At 69.9% G+C, this 20,943-nt stretch carries 18 protein-coding genes and 1 pseudogene; 13 read left to right on the plus strand and 6 right to left on the minus strand.

The window, feature by feature from the left end:
- Positions 1-59 precede the first annotated feature (59 nt).
- Together ACIBAD_RS19930 and ACIBAD_RS19935 are read left to right on the plus strand one after the other, a co-directional pair.
- Positions 60-1,131, plus strand: a pseudogene (locus ACIBAD_RS19930) (serine hydrolase domain-containing protein).
- Between the two features lie 62 nt (positions 1,132-1,193).
- Positions 1,194-2,366, plus strand: a complete 1,173-nt coding sequence (locus ACIBAD_RS19935; protein ID WP_398907898.1) for a serine hydrolase domain-containing protein — start codon at positions 1,194-1,196, stop codon at positions 2,364-2,366.
- Between the two features lie 187 nt (positions 2,367-2,553).
- Here the strand turns inward: ACIBAD_RS19935 and ACIBAD_RS19940 are convergent, their stop codons facing one another.
- On the minus strand, positions 2,554-3,726 hold the full coding sequence (locus tag ACIBAD_RS19940; RefSeq protein ID WP_134070109.1) for a magnesium and cobalt transport protein CorA: 1,173 nt from the start codon (positions 3,724-3,726) through the stop codon (positions 2,554-2,556).
- Positions 3,727-3,843: 117 nt separating this feature from the next.
- Between ACIBAD_RS19940 and ACIBAD_RS19945 the strand changes: the two genes are divergently transcribed.
- The gene (locus ACIBAD_RS19945; protein WP_398907899.1) at positions 3,844-4,953 is read left to right on the plus strand and encodes a winged helix DNA-binding domain-containing protein; all 1,110 of its coding nucleotides are present in this window, start codon (positions 3,844-3,846) and stop codon (positions 4,951-4,953) included.
- A 45-nt stretch (positions 4,954-4,998) separates the two neighbouring features.
- Complete coding sequence (locus tag ACIBAD_RS19950) at positions 4,999-6,681, plus strand: AMP-binding protein (protein WP_398907900.1); 1,683 nt, start codon at positions 4,999-5,001, stop codon at positions 6,679-6,681.
- 192 nt (positions 6,682-6,873) lie between these two features.
- Here the strand turns inward: ACIBAD_RS19950 and ACIBAD_RS19955 are convergent, their stop codons facing one another.
- Entirely contained in the window at positions 6,874-7,365 is a 492-nt protein-coding gene (locus ACIBAD_RS19955; protein ID WP_398907901.1) for a glutathione peroxidase, read from the minus strand.
- 106 nt (positions 7,366-7,471) lie between these two features.
- Complete coding sequence (locus tag ACIBAD_RS19960; RefSeq protein WP_398907902.1) at positions 7,472-8,278, minus strand: hypothetical protein; 807 nt, start codon at positions 8,276-8,278, stop codon at positions 7,472-7,474.
- A gap of 292 nt (positions 8,279-8,570) precedes the next feature.
- Here ACIBAD_RS19960 and gcl point away from each other — a divergent pair, with 292 nt between their 5' ends.
- Entirely contained in the window at positions 8,571-10,358 is a 1,788-nt protein-coding gene (gcl, locus tag ACIBAD_RS19965; RefSeq protein WP_078988771.1) for a glyoxylate carboligase, read from the plus strand.
- 286 nt (positions 10,359-10,644) lie between these two features.
- Complete coding sequence (locus ACIBAD_RS19970) at positions 10,645-10,989, plus strand: hypothetical protein (protein ID WP_398907904.1); 345 nt, start codon at positions 10,645-10,647, stop codon at positions 10,987-10,989.
- 398 nt (positions 10,990-11,387) lie between these two features.
- Here ACIBAD_RS19970 and ACIBAD_RS19975 read toward each other — a convergent pair whose 3' ends face one another.
- From ACIBAD_RS19975 to ACIBAD_RS19985, 3 genes are all read right to left on the minus strand, one after another.
- Positions 11,388-12,845 (minus strand): catalase, encoded by a 1,458-nt coding sequence (locus ACIBAD_RS19975; RefSeq protein ID WP_134070099.1) that lies wholly within the window; start codon positions 12,843-12,845, stop codon positions 11,388-11,390.
- A gap of 207 nt (positions 12,846-13,052) precedes the next feature.
- The gene (locus ACIBAD_RS19980; protein ID WP_134070097.1) at positions 13,053-13,952 is read right to left on the minus strand and encodes a 2-hydroxy-3-oxopropionate reductase; all 900 of its coding nucleotides are present in this window, start codon (positions 13,950-13,952) and stop codon (positions 13,053-13,055) included.
- Between the two features lie 75 nt (positions 13,953-14,027).
- Positions 14,028-14,861 carry a TIM barrel protein gene (locus tag ACIBAD_RS19985; protein WP_134070095.1) on the minus strand — a complete coding sequence of 278 codons (834 nt, stop codon included), beginning with the start codon at positions 14,859-14,861 and terminating at the stop codon, positions 14,028-14,030.
- Between the two features lie 125 nt (positions 14,862-14,986).
- On the opposite strand from ACIBAD_RS19985, the gene ACIBAD_RS19990 reads away from it, so the two are divergent.
- The 7 genes from ACIBAD_RS19990 (at position 14,987) to ACIBAD_RS20020 (ending at position 20,884) form a co-directional block, all read left to right on the plus strand.
- Entirely contained in the window at positions 14,987-15,238 is a 252-nt protein-coding gene (locus ACIBAD_RS19990) for a thiamine-binding protein (protein ID WP_398907905.1), read from the plus strand.
- Positions 15,235-15,618, plus strand: coding sequence for a helix-turn-helix domain-containing protein (locus tag ACIBAD_RS19995; RefSeq protein WP_398907906.1), 384 nt, complete (start codon positions 15,235-15,237; stop codon positions 15,616-15,618). Before ACIBAD_RS19990 ends, ACIBAD_RS19995 begins: the two co-directional genes overlap by 4 nt.
- A gap of 154 nt (positions 15,619-15,772) precedes the next feature.
- Positions 15,773-16,291 (plus strand): 2-oxo-4-hydroxy-4-carboxy-5-ureidoimidazoline decarboxylase, encoded by a 519-nt coding sequence (gene uraD / locus ACIBAD_RS20000; RefSeq protein WP_134070089.1) that lies wholly within the window; start codon positions 15,773-15,775, stop codon positions 16,289-16,291.
- Positions 16,292-16,293: 2 nt separating this feature from the next.
- The gene (gene uraH / locus ACIBAD_RS20005) at positions 16,294-16,683 is read left to right on the plus strand and encodes a hydroxyisourate hydrolase (RefSeq protein WP_048478356.1); all 390 of its coding nucleotides are present in this window, start codon (positions 16,294-16,296) and stop codon (positions 16,681-16,683) included.
- Position 16,684: 1 nt separating this feature from the next.
- Positions 16,685-17,608, plus strand: coding sequence for a factor-independent urate hydroxylase (pucL, locus tag ACIBAD_RS20010; RefSeq protein ID WP_134070087.1), 924 nt, complete (start codon positions 16,685-16,687; stop codon positions 17,606-17,608).
- A gap of 191 nt (positions 17,609-17,799) precedes the next feature.
- Positions 17,800-19,203: an 8-oxoguanine deaminase gene (locus ACIBAD_RS20015; protein WP_119094988.1), complete on the plus strand. Its 1,404-nt coding sequence runs from the start codon at positions 17,800-17,802 to the stop codon at positions 19,201-19,203.
- 295 nt (positions 19,204-19,498) lie between these two features.
- Positions 19,499-20,884 carry a nucleobase:cation symporter-2 family protein gene (locus ACIBAD_RS20020; protein WP_398907907.1) on the plus strand — a complete coding sequence of 462 codons (1,386 nt, stop codon included), beginning with the start codon at positions 19,499-19,501 and terminating at the stop codon, positions 20,882-20,884.
- The last annotated feature ends 59 nt before the right edge of the window (positions 20,885-20,943 follow it).

The raw sequence follows: 20,943 nt of genomic DNA on the forward strand, positions 1-20,943 counted from the left end.
TGACAGGGCCCTGGAAACCAGGATCGTGCTCCACCGAACGATTCCCCAGGAGTTGACCCATGCGAGCTCAGACCCGGCAGGGCCTACCTTCCTCGACCCGGCCGCATCGCGGCGGGAGGCGGCGACGGGCCGCGTCGGCCACGGTCGCGGTGGCCATCGGCGCCATGACAGTGGGCGCCCTCGCCCCGCCCTCCGTTTCCGCCGCCGCCAGTGCGGACGCCGTGCAGCAGAGCATGAACGCGCTGGTGCGCGACGACGGCATGCCCGCCGGGACCCAGGGACGGCCAGGTACGGATCGGCAACAACACCAAGGCGTTCACCGCGGGGGTGGTCCCGCAGCTGGTCGGCGAGGGGGAGATCGGCCTCGACACCATGGTGGACACCTACCTGCCCGGCCTCGTCCGCGGAGAGGGGATCGACGGACGCCACATCACGGTCCGCCAGCTCCTCCAGCACACCAGCGGACTCCCCGACTACGGCGTCCCGGTACCCCGAACCCCGCGAGCTGCTCGACATCGCCCTCCGGTACGAGGCCGACGCGGAGCCGGGAAAAACGTGGGGATGCAGCAACACCCACTACGTCCTGGCCGGCCTGATCGTCCAGAAGGTCACGGGCCGCCCCCTGGCCGAGGAGATGGACCGGCGCATCATCAAGCGCATCGGGCTGCGCCACACTACTTCCCCGCCCCCGGAGAGATGACCATCCGAGAGCCGCACCCCCAGGGCTACCACCGCAACCCGGCGGACGGACCGCTGCGCGACTTCACGGAGACGGACCCCTCCTGGGGCTGGGCGGCAGGCCAGTTGATCTCCACCAACTCCGACCTCAACCGCTTCTTCACCGCACTCCTCGCCGGCCGCCTCCTCCCGGCGGCCCAGCTCGCCCAGAGGCGCACGACGGTCCCCGCCGGGACCTCAGGCTTCCGCTACGGGCTGGGGCTCACGAGCAGGCCGCTGTCGTGCGGCGGCGTCTACTGGGGCCACGGCGGCGGCATCGCGGGATACGAGACCCGGGGCGGTGTCACCGACGACGGTCGGCGCGCCGCCAACGTCACGGTCACCAGCATCCCGACCGAGGAGGCGGCCGTGCAGCACGTCAAGGACGCCGTGGACAAGGCCCTGTCCGGATGAACCAGGCACCCGGCAAGCCGACAGCCCGAGCAAGAATCCACAAATAGCTCAGGAGTTGACTCATGCGTGAACAGAACCGCCAGGGCCTTCGTTCCTCGGCCCGGCACCAGGGCGCCAGGCGGCGCCGGGCCCTGCACGCCGCAGCCGGGGTGGCCGTCGGCGTCATGACACTGGCCGCCCTCGCCCCGCCCGCCGCCTCCGCCTCCTCCAGGCCGGACGCCGTGCAGCAGAGCATGAACGCGTTGGTGCGCGACGACGGGATGCCCGCCGCACTGGCGAGCGTCAAGGACCGTGACGGCCGAACCCGGACCTACACCGCAGGGCTCGGCAACCTGGCCACCGTCGCACCGGTGCCCGTCGACGGGCAGGTGCGGATCGGCAGCAACACCAAGACCTTCGTCGCGGTCGTCGTCCTCCAGCTCGTCGCCGAGGGGAGGATGGATCTGGACGCCGACGTCGACACCTACCTGCCCGGCCTCGTCCGCGGGGAGGGGATCGACGGACGCCACATCAGGGTCCGCCACCTTCTCCAGCAGACCAGCGGGCTCCCCAACTACAGCAACTACCTCGGGGACGACGTCAGGTACTACACCCCCCGCGAACTACTCGGTACAGCCCTCAAGCACCCGGCCGAGTTCGCCCCCGGGAAGAGTTGGAAGTACAGCAACACCAACTACGTGCTCGCCGGCCTGATCGTCCAGAAGGTCACCGGCCGCCCCCTGGCCGAACAGATCGACCGGCGCATCATCAAGCCCATCGGCCTGCGCCACACCTACTTCCCCGCCCCCGGTGACGCGGGCATCCGGGAGCCCCACCCCCACGGCTACTACCGGGAATCGGCGGACGCGCCGCTGCGCGACATCACGGAGATCGACCCCTCCTGGGGCTGGGCGGCAGGCCAGATGATCTCCACCAACTCCGACCTCAACCGCTTCTTCACCGCACTCCTGGCCGGCCGTCTCCTGCCCTCCGCCCAGCTCGCCCAGATGCGCTCCACCGTCCCCGCCGAAGCGACCTTCGGCCCCGGCTCCCGCTACGGACTCGGACTGGTCAGCAGGCCGCTGCCGTGCGGCGGTCTCTCCTGGGGCCACGGCGGCAGCTTCCCGGGGTACGAGACCCGGGGCGGCGCCACCGACGACGGCCGCGCCGCCAGCGTCGCGGTCACCCTGCAGCTGACCGACGAGGCGGGCCGGAGGAATCTCGAACGCGTCGTGGACACCGCCCTGTGCCGCTGAACCCCGCCGAGGGAATCCCGTGAAGACGACCGACGGGCCCGACACGAAATCGGGTCCGTCGGCCTCATGCGTGCGCGCACCCGCCACATGGACACCGCCCACGAGATCGGCCGGGGCGACCTGGCGGGCCGCCGCCCGGTCCCGCTCCTCGGCGCTGCGCATCCTCCCGCTCAGGAGCAGCGCTCCCCTACAACCAGTCGCGCTTCTTGAAGATGACGTACAGGCTCGTGCAGACCACTGCCATCAGCAGGATCGCGAAGGGGTAGCCCGCCGCCCAGTGGAGTTCTGGCATGGTCTCGAAGTTCATGCCGTAGATCGTTCCCACCAACGTGGGTGCAAAGAGGATGGCAGCCCATGAGGAGATCTTCTTGATCTCCTCGTTCTGTTCGAAGCCGGCTTCGGCCAGGGCTCGCATTTCGGCGTTCTGTTGTTGGGAGACCAGGGTGGCGTTGACCGTCAGGATTTCGGTCAGGGCCTGGCGGAAGCCGTCCACGCGTTCGCTGGTGTGGGTGACGTGGTCGGCCACGTCGCGGAGGTAGCGCTGGAGTTCCTCGTCCGTGCCGTACTTCGCGAAGCCGGCCATCAGGGCGTGGAGCATGCCGACCAAGGGGCGGGTGGCGCGCTGGAACTCGACCATCTCGCGGGAGAGTTCGTAGATGCGGCGGGAGACCTCCGGGTCGCCGCGGAAGACCTCCGTCTCGATCTCGTCCATGTCGTTCTGGACGCCCGCGACGACCGGGGCGTAGCCGTCGACCACCGCGTCGAGGATCGCGTACAGGGCGGCCTCGGGGCCGAGGGTCAGGAGTTCCGGGGTCGCCTCCATGCGGCGGCGGACCGCGGAGAGGTCGGGGGCGGCGCCGTGGCGGACCGTGATCAGGAAGTCCGGGCCGACGAAGACGTGCAGCTCGCCGAACTCGACCTCCTCCGGGGCGTCGAGGTAGCGCGCCGCGCGCAGGACGACGAAGAGCGTGTCGCCGTAGCGTTCCAGCTTGGGGCGCTGGTGGGCCTCCAGGGCGTCCTCGACGGCGAGCTCATGGAGGTTGAACTCGGCGGCCAGGGAGTGGAGCTCCGCCTCGGTGGGGCGGTGCAGGCCGATCCAGGCCATGCCGTCGGGCTGGTCGCGCAGTCGGCGGAAGGTCTCCGCGAGGGTCGCGGGGGAGGCGATGCGCCGGCCGTCGCGGTACACGGCGGAGTCGATCACGCTGCGGTGGTCCGGGGGAGTCGGCGGAGCCGGCGCGGGCTCCGGGCCGGCCGACGGGGAGGCGGGGGGCGTGGCCGGCGGAGGCGCGGGGCGGCGCCATCCGGTGCGCTTCCCGGACGGTGAGGGACGGCGGTGGCGGTGGTCCGGGCGCTCCGGCATCGCAGGTCAGCTCCACGTCGAACGTACATTTCGGGCGAGAGGCAAGAATAGCGGTCATCCCTCTCCGCCCCTGATCGCGGACCGTTTCTGTCCGGAAGTGCGGGTAGCTTGCCTGGTATGGCCTCCGTACTCGACACCCGTTCACTGAACCGTGCCACGCTCGCGCGCCAGCTGCTTCTGAGCCGCGCCGCGCTGTCCGCCGAGGAGGCCGTCGCGCACCTGCTCGGACTCCAGGCGCAGAACGTGAAGCCGCCGTACTTCCAGCTGCACGCCCGGCTCGCCGGATTCCGGCCCGCGGCGCTCGCGGAGCTGATGGAGTCCCGGAAGGTGGTCCGGATGGTCACCATGCGGTCCACCATCCACACCCACACCGCACACGACGCGCTGACCTTGCGCCCGCTGGTCCAGGCCGCCCGCGACCGCGAGGTCAACGCCTTCCGCAAGGGCCTCGTCGGGGTCGATCCGGAGCGGCTCGGCGAGGTCGCCCGGGCCTTCGTCGAGGCCGAGCCCCGCACGATGGGGGAGATCCGCGAGGAGCTGCTGGGGCACTGGCCGGACGCCGATCCGCAGTCCCTGTCCGTCGCCGCGCGGTGCCGGCTGCCGCTCGTCCAGGTCACGCCGCGCGGGGTGTGGGGCCGCAGCGGGCAGGTGCGGCTGACCACCCTGGAGCAGTGGATCGGCGGGCCGGCGGCGGGCGCAGCAGCGCCGCAGGGCGACGTCGGCGACATCGACGACGTCGTCCTGCGCTACCTCGGTGCCTTCGGACCCGCCTCCGTCAAGGACATGCAGACCTGGGCCGGGCTCACCCGGCTGCGGGAGGCGTTCGAGCGGCTGCGCCCGCGGCTGGACGTCTTCCGCGACGAGAACGGCGTCGAGCTGTTCGACCTGCCCGACGCGCCCCGGCCCGACGCCGGCACCCCGGCCCCGCCCCGCTTCCTCCCGGAGTTCGACAACCTGCTGCTCTCCCACGCCGACCGGTCCCGCGTGATCGCCCCCGAACTCAAGGGGCGCACCTGGACGGGGAACCAGTCCCACCGCACCCTCCTCGTGGACGGCTTCGTCGCCGGGCTGTGGCACTGGGAGGAGGCATCGCTCACCGTCGAGCTCTTCGGCAAGGTGTCGAAGGCGGAGAAGGAGCACATCGTCGTCGAAGGGGAGCGCGTCATCACCGAGATGGCCGAGTCCGGCGGCCCCCGACGCGTGCGCTTCGGGTCAATCCACGGCTGACGCCGCTCTGGTGGGGCGTACCGGCGGCACGGCACGATGCCTTCCATGACGCACAACACCGGCGCCTCCGCCGAGTTCCTGGCCGCACGCGACTACCTGCTCGAACGCCGCGGGGACTACGAAGCCGCCCACGCCGGATTCACCTGGCCCCGCCCCCAGAGCTTCAACTGGGCCCTGGACTGGTTCGACCACCTCGCCACCGGCAACGCCGCCGATGCCCTGCGCATCGTCGAGGAGGACGGCACCAGCCGGTCCGTCTCCTTCGGCGAGCTGTCCGTACGGTCGTCCTCCGCCGCCAACTGGCTGCGCGACCAGGGCGTCGCCGCCGGAGACCGGATCCTGGTCATGCTCGGCAACCAGCGCGAGCTGTGGGAGGTCATGCTCGGCGCGATGAAGCTGCGCGCCGTCGTCATCCCCGCCACCCCCCTCCTCGGCGCGGCGGACCTGCGCGACCGCATCGAGCGGGGCAACGTCCGGCACGTCATCGTGCGCGCCGACGACACCGGCAAGTTCGACGAGGTACCCGGCACCTACACCCGGATCGCCGCCGGAACGGACGTACCCACCGGATGGCGGCGGCTGGAGGGCATGTACGCGGCCGACGGCCACTTCACCCCGGACGGCGAGACCCTGGCCACCGACCCATTGATGCTGTACTTCACCTCCGGCACCACGGCCCGGCCCAAGCTCGTCGAGCACACGCACGCCTCGTACCCCATCGGGCACCTCTCCACCATGTACTGGCTCGGGCTGCGCCCCGGCGACGTCCACCTCAACATCGCCTCGCCCGGCTGGGCCAAGCACGCCTGGTCCAACCTGTTCGCCCCGTGGAACGCAGGCGCCACCGTCTTCGTCCACAACTACACCCGCTTCGACGCCGAGCGCCTGATGGCGGAGATGGACCGGCACGGCGTGACCACCTTCTGCGCACCGCCCACCGTGTGGCGGATGCTGATCCAGTCCGACCTCACCAAGCTCCGCACCCCTCCCCGCGAGGCCGTCGCTGCGGGCGAGCCGCTCAACCCCGAGGTGATCGAGAAGGTCCGCGAGGCCTGGGGCGTCACCATCCGCGACGGCTTCGGCCAGACCGAGACCACCCTCCAGGTCGGCAATTTCCCCGGGGTACCGGTCAAGCCCGGCTCGATGGGGCGTCCGGCGCCCGGGTACGAGATCGTGCTGCTGGACCCCGTCACCGGCAAGGAGTCCCCGGACGAGGGCGAGCTCTGCGTGGATCTGCGCACCCGGCCCGCCGGGGTGATGACCGGCTACCGGGACGACCCCGAGCGCACCGCCGAGGCCATGGCGGACGGGCTGTACCGCACCGGCGACATCGCCTCGCGCGACGAAGCGGGGTACCTCACCTACGTGGGGCGCTCGGACGACGTCTTCAAGGCCTCCGACTACAAGATCAGCCCGTTCGAGCTGGAGAGCGCCCTGCTCGAACACGAGGCCGTCGCCGAGGCCGCCGTGGTCCCGGCACCCGACCCGCTGCGCCTCGCCGTGCCGAAGGCGTACATCGCGCTCGCCGCCGGCTGGGAGCCCGGGCCGGAGACGGCCCGGGCGCTGTTCGCGCACTCCCGCGCGGTGCTCTCCCCGTACAAGCGGATCCGCCGCATCGAGTTCGCGGAGCTCCCGAAGACCGTGTCCGGCAAGATCCGGCGCGTGGAGCTGCGGGAGCTCACCGCGGCCGGGTCGGGCGCCGAGTACGACGAGGCCGAGCTCGGCTGAGCGGCTCCTGCGGACGCCGCCTGGGCGGGCCGCCCACCGTGGGCCGGCCCGCCCAGGCCCGTACGGTCAGGCCCGACCCCGTACGGCAGGCCCGCCCCGGCCCGTACGGTCAGGCCCGACCCCGTACGGCAGGCCCGCCCCGGCCCGTACGGTCAGGCCCGACCCCGTACGGTCAGGCCCCGGCCCGTACGGTCAGGCCGGCAGCTGCGCCTCGATCGCGGCGACGACCTCGGGGGCCTCGGGCTCGACGCTCGGGCGGAAGCGCGCCACGACCTCACCGGCGGGGGAGATGAGGAACTTCTCGAAGTTCCACTGGATGTCGTCGCCGGCCTCGCCGTCGGTGTACGAGGTCTTCACCAGCTCCGAGTAGAGCGGGTGCCGGTTCTCGCCGTTGACCTCGGTCTTCTCCAGCATCGGGAAGGTCACGCCGAAGCCGGCGGCGCAGAAGGTCGCGATGTCGTCGGCGGTGCCGGGCTCCTGCCCGCCGAACTGGTTGCAGGGCACGCCGATGACGGTGAAGCCCTTCTCCTCGTACTTGAACTGCAGCCGCGCCAGTCCCGAGTACTGCGGGGTGAGACCGCACTGCGAGGCGGTGTTCACCAGCAGGATCGCCTTGCCCTTGTGGGCCGCCAGGCTGGTGGGCTCGTCGGACAGGGTGGTCAGCGGGATGTCGTACAGGCTCATCGGGCTCTCCTCGGCACAGATACGGATACGTGTTCCGCCAGGTGCTCCGAGCCTACGTCCTGTCCCGGCGGCCTGATCGCAGCGGTCGGCCCGGCCCCCGACGGCCCTACGCCCCCGCGCCCACCAGGGCGTCCGCCGGGTCGTTGACCGGCTGCGGCATGCCGGTGAGGTCCATGACGAACAGCGGTATCCCGAGGTCGTCCGCGCGGGAGCGGGCGTCCTGGGTGTACCCGGCCAACGAGAAGTAGACGCTGGTCGCGGAGGCCGTCAGCCCGTTCAGCCAGACGCACTCCACGGCCCGCACCCCGGCCGGCGCGGTGGTCGGGTCCACCTGCGCCACCAGCCCGGGGGCCCGCAGGTCCACGGCCTCCGAGGGGATGGTCCGCCCGTCGGGCTGGCGGACGTCCTCGAATCCGAGCCACCGCAGGTACAGCGCGGCCGTGGCCACCGCGTCCCGGGCGGTACGGATGGTCACCGGGCGGAACGCGGGCCGCTGCGCGGGAGCCGCCGGAGGCCGGCCGGGAGCGCCGGATCCGCCCGGCCCGCGGCCGCCGGAACCGTCCGACCCCGACCGCGACCGCGCCCGCCCCCGTACGTCCCGCACATCCAGTACTCCGCTCCCCGGCGCGGACTCGGGCTCCACCGGATCCACCGGATGCACCGGAATCCGCACGACCGTCCCGCACGACGCGCAGCCCAGCTCCGGATGCGGCCACTCGCCCACCCGCCCGCAGGCCGCGCAGCGCACCGCCACCCAGGCCTCCGACCAGGTCCGGTGCGTCAGCGGCAGGGGAGGGGCCGCCAGATCCAGCGGCGGGGCCACCGGGCTCCCGCAGGCGCACGGGAAGACCGGGGCGGCGTAGTCGTTCTCGCGCAGGCACGCCGGGCAGCGCACCGGTACCGCTTCCGCCATGAGTACCGCCCCTCCGTCGCTCTGCGTAGGCCCATGTTCCACCACCGGCCACCGACGGGGCGAGCGTGCCCTCGATTTTCCGCGGATATTCCGCCCCGTCCCGGTCGTTCGTACAAGTCGCTTGCGCGACACGCGGCTTTTGGTGGGTTCCGGGGTCCTGAAGCTCCTTGACGTGCCGGGACTCGCCGCTTAGTTTGTTCCGTATAGCAGAACAAAACTTCCGGATTGTGGAAACGCTCCGGAATCCGGAAGCAGCCTGACCGCCTGACCGCCTGACCCGCAGGAGAACTCGATGCCTCGTATGACAGCCGCCGCCGCTGCAGTGGAGATCCTCAAGCGCGAGGGCGTGTCGCAAGCGTTCGGCGTGCCCGGCGCCGCGATCAACCCGTTCTACCGCGAGCTCAAGAACGTCGGCGGGATCAGCCACACCCTCGCCCGCCACGTCGAGGGCGCCTCGCACATGGCGGAGGGCTACACCCGCACCAACCCGGGCAACATCGGCGTCTGCATCGGTACCTCCGGCCCCGCCGGCACCGACATGATCACCGGCCTGTACTCGGCCATCGCGGACTCCATCCCGATCCTGTGCATCACCGGTCAGGCTCCGGTCGCGAAGCTCCACAAGGAGGACTTCCAGGCCGTCGACATCGCCTCGATCGCCAAGCCGGTCACCAAGGCCGCGACCACCGTCCTGGAGGCCGCGCAGGTCCCCGGCGTCTTCCAGCAGGCCTTCCACCTGATGCGCTCCGGCCGCCCCGGCCCGGTCCTCATCGACCTGCCGATCGACGTCCAGCTGACCGAGATCGAGTTCGACCCCGAGACCTACGAGCCGCTGCCCGTCTACAAGCCGCGCGCGACCCGCGCCCAGGCCGAGAAGGCCATCCGGTTCCTGCTGGACTCCGAGCGGCCCCTGATCGTCGCCGGCGGCGGCATCATCAACGCCGACGCCTCCGACCTGCTGGTCGAGTTCGCCGAGCTGACCGGCGTCCCGGTCATCTCCACCCTCATGGGCTGGGGCGTCATCCCGGACGACCACGAGCTCGCCGCCGGCATGGTCGGCGTCCAGACCTCGCACCGCTACGGCAACGCGACGTTCCTGGAGTCGGACTTCGTCCTCGGCATCGGCAACCGCTGGGCCAACCGCCACACCGGTTACAACCTGGACGCGTACCTCGGCGACCGCAAGTTCGTCCACGTCGACATCGAGCCCACCCAGATCGGCAAGATCTTCGCCCCGGACTTCGGCATCGCCTCCGACGCCAAGGCCGCGCTCGAACTCTTCATCGAGGTCGCGAAGGAGCTCAAGGCCGAGGGCAAGCTGCCCGACTACAGCGCCTGGGTCGCCTCGCACCTGGAGCGCAAGGGCTCGCTGCAGCGCCGTACGCACTTCGACAACGTCCCGATGAAGCCGCAGCGCGTCTACGAGGAGATGAACAAGGCCTTCGGCCCGGAGACGCGCTACGTCACCACCATCGGCCTCTCCCAGATCGCCGGCGCGCAGATGCTGCACGTCTACAAGCCGCGCCACTGGATCAACTGCGGCCAGGCCGGCCCGCTCGGCTGGACCATCCCGGCCGCGCTGGGTGTCGCCACCGCCGACCCGCAGACCCCCGTCGTCGCCCTCTCCGGCGACTATGACTTCCAGTTCATGCTGGAGGAGCTGGCGGTCGGCGCGCAGCACAAGATCCCGTACGTCCACGTCCTCGTGAACAACGCGTACCTCGGCCTGATCCGCCAGGCGCAGGGCGGTCTCGGCATCAACTTCGAGGTCAACCTCGAATTCGAGAACATCAACGCCCCGGAGCTGGGCGTCTACGGCGTCGACCACGTCAAGGTCGTCGAGGGCCTGGGCTGCAAGGCCATCCGGGTCACCGACCCGAACGAGCTGGGCGCCGCTTTCGAGGAGGCCAAGAAGCTCGCCGCCGAGTACAGCGTCCCGGTGGTCGTCGAGGCCATCCTGGAGCGCGTCACCAACATCTCGATGAGCAAGACCGTCGACATGAGCGACGTCACCGAGTTCGAGGAGCTCGCGACCGAGCCCGGCCACGCCCCGACCGCGATCCGCCCGCTGTCCGCCTGATCGCTGTCCGCCTGAGTGCTGATCGCATGCGCCATCGCCTGATCGCCTGACGACTGCGGTACGAAGCGGCCCCCGTCCCTCCACGAGGAGGAACGGGGGCCGCTTCTGCGTTGTCCGGCACCGGGGCCGCCGGGCCACCGGCGGCGGGCGTCGCACCCGGCACGCTCCACGCCGACGGCCCGGTGCCGGTGCCGGTGGCGGGCGAGGGCCGGGGCACCGGCACCCGCCTCGACGGCCGCGGCCGGCCGGTGAAGAGCCGATCACGGCGACGAAGGACCTCCGGTTCTTGGACCACCAACCCGAGGCGCAGATCCCTCCCCACGGCCAACCGCGGCGCGGCATGCCCGTCGTGGCGGCGCTGAGCGAGGGGCTCGTCCCGTCCGCACCGGCCGCCGCGCGGGCGGAGCCCGGGTCCCAGCGCGACGAACACGGCGTTCCCACGACCGACCTGACACCGGTCGAGGTCGCCGGCCCGACCTGCACGCCCCGTGCGACCGGCATCACGGTCGACGTACGCCCCGCCGAGTCCCTGCGCGCAGCGGGCGCCGCCCCGACCGCCGAGGAACTGGTCCCCCTCCCGAACGTGGGGCCGTGCCCGTCCGTGGAGATCGGCGGCCGCCGCGCCGTCTGATCGCGGGCACGACAAAGCGCCGAGTCACGGGACCGTCCGTGACTCGGCGCTTTGAGTGTGACCGCCCGACGGTGCGAGGCTGGCGCGACAGGACTTTCGCGCCGCCGGGCGGAGCCTGGCGGCTCATATGCAGGGGGGCCTCTGTGCGTGGCCCCCCTGTATATAAGGAGTAGGTGGGAGGAGCGGCTGGGACCGCGACGGGCGGTGACGAGAGCTCCGGCGTCGTCTCCCTCAGGTCAAGAGACGGGCCTCGGCACCCATTACCACCGCACTGGCTCACACGCCCGTCGCGGCCCTCGTCCGGCCCTTACCGCGTACCACCCCTCATCCGGGTCCGCGGTTCGGGCTCGGCACCCGGGACCTGACCTCCCGCCAGGTCCCCGGTGCAGCTGTGAGGCTCAGGCGTCGCGCAGGGCGCGGACGGCCTCCTCGACGCGGCGGCCGTAGTCGGCGTCCGCGGCGTGGAAGTGAGCCAGGTTCTTCTCGATGACGTCCTCCAGGGTGACCTGGGACAGGCCGCCGGCGATGTTCGCCACCAGGCGCTGCTTCTCGGCCTCCGACATCAGGCGGTAGAGCTCACCGGCCTGGAAGAAGTCGTCGTCCTTGGTGTGGGCCGGCGCCTCGTGGGTGCCCGTGTAGCCGGAGACGGCCTTCGGGGCGCCGAGCGCGAGACCGGTCTCGGCGGGGCCCTGGTACGAGTTGGGCTCGTAGTTCTTGTCGTGGCGCGAGCCGTTGCGCAGTGCCATGACGCCGTCGCGGCCGTAGTTGTCTGCCTTCGTCGCCTTCGGGGCGTTGACCGGCAGCACGGTGTGGTTCACGCCGAGGCGGTAGCGCTGGGCGTCGGCGTACGCGAAGAGGCGGCCCTGGAGCATCTTGTCCGGCGAGGCGGTGATGCCGGGGACGAAGTTGTTCGGGGAGAAGGCGGACTGCTCGACCTCGGCGAAGACGTTGTCCGGGTTGCGGTCGAGGACCAGGCGGCCCACGCGCTGCAGCGGGTAGTCGCTGTGCGGCCACACCTTGGTGAGGTCGAACGGGTTGAAGCGGTAGTCCGCGGCCTCGGCGGCCGGCATGATCTGGACGTACAGGGTCCAGCTCGGGTGCACGCCGCGCTCGATCGCCTGGAGCAGGTCGGTCTGGTGCGAGTTGGCGTCCTTGCCGACGAGCTCGGCGGCCTGCTCGCCCGACAGGCAGCGTATGCCCTGGTTCGTCTTGAAGTGGTACTTGACGAAGAAGGCCTCGCCCTGCGCGTTCGTCCACTGGTAGGTGTGCGAGCCGTAGCCGTTCATGTGGCGGTACGAGGCCGGGATGCCGCGGTCACCCATCAGCCAGGTGATCTGGTGCGTCGCCTCGGGGGCGTGCGCCCAGAAGTCCCAGACGTTGTCCGGCTCCTGCTTGCCCGTGAAGGGGTCGCGCTTCTGGGAGTGGATGAAGTCGGGGAACTTGATCGGGTCCTTGATGAAGAACACCGGGGTGTTGTTGCCGACGAGGTCGTAGTTGCCCTCTTCGGTGTAGAACTTCAGCGCGAAGCCGCGCGGGTCGCGGACCGCGTCCGCGCCGCCGAGGGAGTCGGCGACGGTGGAGAAGCGCAGGAAGGTCTCGGTCTTCTTGCCGACCGTGTTCAGGAACGCGGCGCTGGTGTACGCGGTGACGTCGTCGGTCACCTCGAAGTGGCCGTACGCGGCCGAGCCGCGGGCGTGCACCACGCGCTCCGGGATGCGCTCCCGGTTGAAGCGGGCCAGCTTCTCCAGGAGCTGCTGGTCCTGGATCAGGAGCGGGCCACCGACGCCGGCGGTGGCGGAGTTCTGGTTGTCGGCGACCGGGGCGCCGGACTCGGTCGTCAGCGTGCGCTTCGACATGGTGACCTTCCGTACGGGAAACCTGCTGACGGAAAGCGTCTTCCGTCATGCGGAACAGCCTAATTTCAGGCCGAACGCAGCGTCAACAGTTTGTTGAACAAAGATGGAGAGAGGGGATCCGGACGGTGCCGGCGCTTGGGCGCGACAGGACAGGTGTCAGCACCGGCACCATCCGGAAACTCAGAGCCCCTGCGAGAGGGGAAGCGCTCAGATCTGGGCGCCGGAGAGGCGCTCGACCGCGCGGAGCAGGGCGGAGTGGTCCAGGCCGCCGTCACCCTGGGCGCGCAGCGAGGCGACCAGCTGGGCGACGACCGCGCCGACCGGGAGGGCCGCACCGACGTTGCGGGCGGCGTCGGTGACGATGCCCATGTCCTTGTGGTGCAGGTCGATCCGGAAGCCGGGCTTGAAGTCGCGGTTCAGGAAGTTGTCCTTCTTGCGGGTCAGGACCGTGGAGCCGGCCAGACCGCCGTTGAGGACGTCGAGGGCGGCGTTCAGGTCCACGCCGGACTTCTCCAGGAAGACCACGGCCTCGGCGCACGCCTGGATGTTCACCGCGACGATGAGCTGGTTGGCGGCCTTCACCGTCTGGCCGGAGCCGTGCGGACCGCAGAGCACGATGGTCTTGCCGAGGGCCTCAAGGATCGGCAGGGCGGCGTCGAAGTCGGCCTGCTCGCCACCCACCATGATCGACAGGACGGCCTCGATGGCGCCGGCCTCGCCGCCGGACACCGGGGCGTCGATGACGCGGATGCCCTTCGCGGCGGCGTTCTTCGCGAGGTCGATCGAGGTCTGCGGGGTGATCGACGACATGTCGATGATCAGCGCGCCGGACTTCGCGTTCTCCAGGATGCCGTTCTCGCCGTACGAGATGGCCTCGACCTGCGGGGAGGCCGGCACCATCGTAATGATGACGTCGGCGTCCTTGACGGCCTCGGCGATCGAGCCGGCGGCGGAGCCGCCGGCGGCGGCCAGGCGGTCGAGCTTGTCCTGCTCCAGCGTGAAGCCGGTGACCGGGTAGCCGGCCTTCAGGAGGTTCTCGGCCATGGGGGAGCCCATGATTCCGAGCCCGATCCAGGCGATCGACGGGAGCGCAGTGGGGTTGCTCATGATGAGGGTCCTTCTCTTAATGCTTTGTACGAAAAGTTCGTGAGGTGCCTGGCTGATCGCCCGGACTTGGTCCGCCTACTTCGCGGCGCGGGCCTCGGCCGGCAGCCACGCGAAGGAGGCGGCGGCGTCGGCGGCCTTGTACTCCAGGCCTACGTAGCCCTCGTATCCGGCCTTCTTCAGCTGGTCGAGCAGCTGCTCGAGCGGCAGCCCGCCGGTGCCGGGGGCACCGCGTCCCGGCTTGTCCGCGATCTGGACGTGCCCGGTCTTGGCGGCGTACTTTTCGATGACCTCGGAGAGGTCCTCATCGTTCATCGCCAGGTGGTACAGGTCGAGCAGGAACTTGGCGTTGCCGAGGCCGGTGGCCTCGTTCACCTTGTCCACGACCTCGATGCCGGCCGGGGCGCTCACCAGCGGGTAGAGCGGCGACTCGGGCTTGTTGAGGGTCTCGATCAGCAGGATCGCGCCGACGCGGTCCGCGGCCCGGGCCGCCGCGACCAGGTTCTCCAGGGCGAGCTCGTCCTGGACGGCCGGGTCCACACCTTCGACCCGGTTGCCGTAGAGGGCGTTGAGCGCCTTGCAGCCCACCGAGGCGGCGAAGTCCGCGGCCACGTTGATGTTGGCGTTGAAGCGGTCCGACTCCTCGCCGGGTACCGAGACCGCACCGCGGTCCGGGCCCGGGAGCTGTCCGGCGTAGAAGTTCAGGCCCACCAGCTGGGTGCCGGCGTCCTCAAGAGCCTGCTTGAGGGCGTCGAGCTCCTCCTGGGCGGGGGTGGGGGTCTCGATCCAGGGCCACCACAGCTCGACCGCGGTGAAGCCCGCCGCGGCGGCGGCCGCGGGACGCTCCAGAAGCGGGAGTTCCGTGAAGAGGATCGAAAGGTTCACATCGAAGCGCTGGTCCGTGTATCCCATGAGGGGTGTGCGCTCCTTCCGTATTGCGGAAGTTAGTTTCTGCTTGATGGAAGACTGCATGGGCTTCTGCGTGGATGTCAAGCCCGGGCTGCCGAAAAAACCTGACCGGGAGGTAGCTTGACCACGTGCGATTGAGAGTGGAGTTCACGACCGAGCCCTTCGATCTCGAAGAGGCCCCCGCCCACGCCGTGGCCGCTCGCGAGGTCATCCAGAAGGCCCAGCTGGACGCCGTCGACGTGGGTCCGTTCGGCAATACCGCCGAGGGTGACGTCGACGCGGTGCTGACCGCGGTGGCCGCGCTGCTGCGCGACTCCCTGGAGTCCGGGGCCACCCGCGTCTCGCTCCAGATCAACGTGATCGGGGAGGACAGCCCATGACCGAGCCCCGCGACCACCCGTTCGTCACCGCGGTCAAGCCGCTGGTCGACGCGATGGGCGGTGAGCTGATGGATCCGGCCCTGGCGCAGCCCGACGACGTCGTGCTCAGCTGGGAGGGCCAGGAACTGCTGGCCGTACGGCTGCCGCAGCTGTCCGACTCGCTGGACCACATCCTGGCGGCGCTGGAGCGGCGGCACGGCGTACCGTTGTCACAGCTCGACCGGAAGTCCAAGCAGGACGTCGTGCGGATACTGGAGGCGCGGGGCGCCTTCTCCGTGCGGCACGGCGTGGAGACGGTCGCGAGCGCCCTGGGGGTAAGCCGTTTCACGGTCTACAACTACTTGAACAGGGAAAACGCCAGTAAAGGCAACCAGACGTGAAGCCCGCCTGACTCACGGTGACGAGCCGCCGCCCAATTCATCCGGGCGGCGGCTTTTGTGTACGGGAAGTTTCAACAAAGTGTTGACGCCGTGTTGTCGAGGGCGTTAGCTATGCGCAGCCCGTCAAAGCAACAACAGGCCACGGAGGCCTACCGTGACTTCGAGTCCGACCCCGGGTCTCACCCGGTTCAACGCCTTGGACGACAGTGCGGCCGCGGCCGAGCTGCACGAGGTGTGCGCCAGCTCGGCGTGGGGGAGCAAGCTGCTCGCCCAGCGCCCCTTCGCCGGCGCCGACTCCCTGTTCTCCGCGAACGAGGCGGCCATGGCCGAGCTCACCGCCGAGGACCTGGCCGAAGCGATGGCAGGCCACGCGCCGATCGGCCGGCCGAAGCCGGGCGACCCGACCTCCGCCCGCGAGCAGCGCGGCATGGCCGGTGCGTCGGAGGAGCTCAAGAACGAGCTCCTCGAACTGAACCTGGCGTACCAGGAGAAGTTCGGCCACGTCTTCCTCATCTGCGCCACCGGTGCGACCGGTGAGTTCATGCGGGACGCGGTCAGGGTCCGGATCGAGAACTCGCCGGAGCAGGAGCGGGAAATCGCCCGCGGCGAGCTCGTCAAGATCAACAAGATCCGTCTGACCCGCCTCGTCGAACTCGCAGAAGAAGGAGCGTGAGCATGAGCACCGCGACCACCGCGTCGGTGTCCACGCACATCCTGGACACCAGCATCGGACGCCCCGCCGAGGGCGTCGCCATCTCCCTGTCCGCCCGTACGGGCCTGGACGGCGAGTGGGCGGCCCTGGGCGGCTCCGCCACCGATGCGGACGGGCGATGCAAGGACCTGCCGGCGCTGCCGGAGGGCACCACCCACGTGCGTCTCGACTTCGAGACCGAGACGTACTTCTCCAAGAAGCAAGCCGAGGCGCAGCAGGACGCCCCCCGCGTAAGGGACAGCGGTGCGTTCTTCCCCGAGGTAACGATCACCTTCGCGGTGAACCCGGGCGAGCACTACCACGTACCGCTGCTGCTCAACCCGTTCGGCTACTCCGTTTACCGAGGGAGCTAGCATGGCCACGATTCTGGGCCAGAACCAGTACGGCAAAGCAGAGAACCGCGTCGTCAAGATCACGCGGGACGGCGACACCCACCACATCAAGGACCTGAACGTCTCGGTCGCCCTCTCCGGCGACATGGACGACGTCCACTACTCCGGCTCGAACGCCAACGTCCTTCCGACGGACACCACCAAGAACACGGTGTACGCGTTCGCCAAGGAGTACGGCATCGAGTCCGCCGAGCAGTTCGGCATCCACCTGGCGCGCTGGTTCGTGAACAGCCAGGAGCCGATCCAGAAGGCGCGCATCCGGATCGAGGAGTACGCCTGGGACCGGATCGCCACCTCGGACGCCAACTCCAAGTTCATCGGCTCCGACGAGGTGAACCACTCCTTCGTCCGCAAGGGCATGGAGACCCGCGTCACCCAGATCACGTACGACGGCCAGAACTGGGAGGTCATCTCCGGCCTCAAGGACCTGATCGTCATGAACTCCACGAACTCCGAGTTCTGGGGTTACGTGAAGGACAAGTACACGACCCTGCAGGAGGCGTACGACCGCATCCTGGCCACCCAGGTGTCGGGCCGCTGGCGCTTCAACTGGACCGACGACGAGCAGCGGATGCCCAACTGGGAGAAGTCCTACGCCGAGACCAAGAAGCACATGCTTCAGGCCTTCGCCGAGACCTACTCCCTGTCGCTGCAGCAGACCCTGTACCAGATGGGTTCGCGCATCATCAACCACCGTTCGGAGATCGACGAGGTCCGCTTCTCGCTCCCGAACAAGCACCACTTCCTCGTCGACCTGGAGCCCTTCGGCCTCAAGAACGACAACGAGGTCTACTTCGCCGCGGACCGTCCGTACGGCCTGATCGAGGCCACGGTCCTGCGGGACGGCGTTGACGCCCGCATCCCCGTGGACATGACCAACCTCTGAGCGCGGCACGCGCGTCCCGGGGCCCCGCAGTGGCCCCGGGACCGCACGACACGCCCTCCACTTCCTGAATCGGCACCCGGACGCAACACACGGGGCGACAGTACTGTCAGCTGTCAGACCCCCGGCTCCGGCACTCAAATCCCCTGGGTTTTGCCGTGCCCGCACCGCCACTGAAAGCACGAGGAAGTCCCATGGCAGCATCGGCAGCCCAGGACGGCGCAGTAGAGCGCATCGTCATCGAGAACTGCGCGATCGCAACGGTCGATGCGAACGACACCGAGTACGCCTCGGGTCACATCGTCATCGCCGGCAACAAGATCGAGTCCATCGGTGCGGGCAGGGCCCCCGAGAACCTCGACAACGTCGTCCGCCGCATCGACGGCACCGGGCACCTCGTGACTCCCGGTCTGGTCAACACGCACCACCACTTCTACCAGTGGATCACGCGCGGCCTGGCCACCGACCACAACCTCTTCAACTGGCTCGTCGCGCTGTACCCGACGTGGGCGCGCATCGACGAGCAGATGGCCTACTCGGCCGCCCAGGGCTCCCTCGCCGCGATGGCCCGCGGTGGTGTCACCACCGCCATGGACCACCACTACGTGTACCCCAAGGGCGCCGGCGACCTCTCCGGCTCGATCATCCGCGCCGCGTCCGAGATGGGCGTCCGCTTCACCCTCGCCCGCGGTTCGATGGACCGCAGCGAGAAGGACGGCGGCCTGCCGCCGGACCACGCCGTCGAGACCCTTGAGGGTGCGCTCGCCGACACCGAGGCGACGGTGAAGAAGTACCACGACGCCTCCTTCGACGCGATGACCCAGGTCGCCGTCGCCCCCTGCTCGCCCTTCTCGGTCTCCACCGAGCTGCTGAAGCAGGGCGCCGAGCTGGCCCGCCGCCTCGGTGTGCGCATGCACACCCACGGCTCGGAGACCGTCGAGGAAGAGAAGTTCTGCCACGAGCTCTTCGGCATGGGTCCGACGGACTACTTCGAGTCGACCGGCTGGCTCGGCGAGGACGTGTGGATGGCGCACAGCGTCCACATGAACGACTCCGACATCGCCGCGTTCGCCCGTACCAAGACGGGTGTCGCGCACTGCCCGTCCTCCAACGCCCGTCTGGCCGCCGGCATCGCCCGCGTCCCGGACATGCTGGCCGCCGGCGTACCGGTCGGCCTCGGCGTGGACGGCACCGCCTCCAACGAGTCCGGTGAGCTGCACACCGAGCTGCGCAACGCGCTGCTGATCAACCGTCTGAACCCGGTCCACCGCGAGGCCGCGCTCAACGCCCGCCAGGCCCTGCGCCTCGGTACGTACGGTGGCGCGCAGGTCCTCGGCCGCGCCGACAACATCGGTTCGCTGGAGGCCGGCAAGTGCGCCGACCTGGTGCTCTGGAACATCAGCACCTTCCTGCACTCCTCGATCGCCGACCCGGTCACCGCGCTGGTCTTCGGCGCGGCCGCCCCGGTGACCGCGTCGTTCGTCAACGGCAAGCAGATCGTCGAGAACAACCGACTCCTCTTCGCCGACGAGGACGCCATCGCGGTGTCCACCCGCGAAGAGGCCCAGCGCCTCGCGCGCATCACCGCGCAGGGCTGATCCCACGGAGTCCGGCCGGGGGGGACGGCCCCCGGCCGGTCGTCGCGGACCCGAGCGGGGTCCGCGGCAGCCGTTCCGGGAAGCGCCCGAGGTTTTCCGCGGGCGTTCCCGGGGCGGTGACTCGTGCCACTGCTTGGCTGGAACGGTTTGGGCGAATCGTTTCTGCGCCTCTTGGGACAAGAACCAGCACCACCCGCACCACCCACAACTCCATACAGGCTCGACTTGCACAGCTTTCGCACCACCTCCAAGACACCCACGTCCCTGCCGACGTGTTACCCGACCGGAGGAAGCCGTGGCACTCACGCCCAGGTTTCGCAAAGATGCAGTCGCAGTACCGGAGGAGAAGCACCCGGTCGACGAGACCCTGCCTCCTCTGAAGATGTTCACGAGCGGCCTCCAGCACGTGGCCGCCATGTACGCGGGTGTCGTCGCCCCGCCCATGATCGTCGGACCCGCCGTCGGCCTCTCCGCCACCGAGACCGCCTTCCTGATGGGCGCCTCGCTCTTCACCGCCGGCCTCGCCACCCTCCTGCAGACCCTCGGTTTCTGGAAGATCGGCGCCAAACTCCCGTTCGTCAACGGCGTTTCGTTCGCCGGTGTGACCCCGATGATCGCCATAGGCAAGGGGGAGGGCGCGGACGCCATCCCCGTCGTCTTCGGCGCGATCATCGTCGCCGGGGTCGTCGGCTTCTTCGCCGCCCCGTACTTCGGGAAGCTCGTCCGCTTCTTCCCGCCGGTCGTCACCGGTACGGTCATCACCCTGATCGGCGTGTCCCTGCTGCCGGTCGCCTTCAACTGGTCGCAGGGCGGCAACCGCACCGCAGCCGACTACGGCTCGATGCAGAACATCGGCATGGCCGCCGTCACCCTCGTCATCGTGCTGCTGATGCGCAAGTTCCTGCGCGGCTTCCTCCAGCAGATCTCGATCCTGCTCGGCCTCGTGGCGGGCACGCTCATCGCGCTGCCGCTGGGGATGACCAACTTCGACGCCGTCAAGAACGCCCCGCTGGTGGGCTTCCCGACCCCGTTCCACTTCGGCGCCCCGCAGTTCCAGGTCGCCGCCGTCATCTCCATGTGCATCGTGATGCTGGTGTGCATGACCGAGTCCACCGCCGACATCCTGGCGCTGGGCAAGATCGTCGGACGTCCGGCGGACGCGAAGACCATCGAGGGCGGACTGCGCGCGGACACGCTCGGCAGCGCGCTCAGCCCGCTGTTCAACGGCTTCATGTGCAGTGCGTTCGCGCAGAACATCGGACTCGTGGCGATGACCAAGGTGCGCAGCCGGTTCGTCGTCGCCGCGGGCGGCGGCATCCTGATCCTGCTGGGCCTGTGTCCGATGGCGGCCTCCGTCATCGGCGTGGTCCCGCTGCCGGTGCTCGGCGGGGCCGGCATCGTCCTCTTCGGCTCGGTCGCGGCCAGCGGGATCCAGACCCTGGCGGGCGCGGCCATGGAGAAGGGCGAGAACGCCCTGATCGTCGCCGCGTCGGTCGGCATCGGCCTGATCCCGATCGCGGCGCCGGATTTCTACCACGCGTTCCCGAAGGACCTGCTGGTCGTCCTGGACTCCGGCATCAGCACCGGCTGCGTGGTGGCCATCGTGCTCAACCTGGCCTTCAACCACTTCGGCACCCGGCGCGCCCCGGCGGGGGCGCCGGAACCGGTCCCGGTGCACTGACCCGGCCGTCCGGCCGCTCACGGCGGTGCGTACGCCACCCACTGCGGGCGTGGCGTACG

It is taken from the genome of Streptomyces sp. NPDC051109 (genome assembly GCF_044455885.1).
GTDB lineage: Bacteria > Actinomycetota > Actinomycetes > Streptomycetales > Streptomycetaceae > Streptomyces.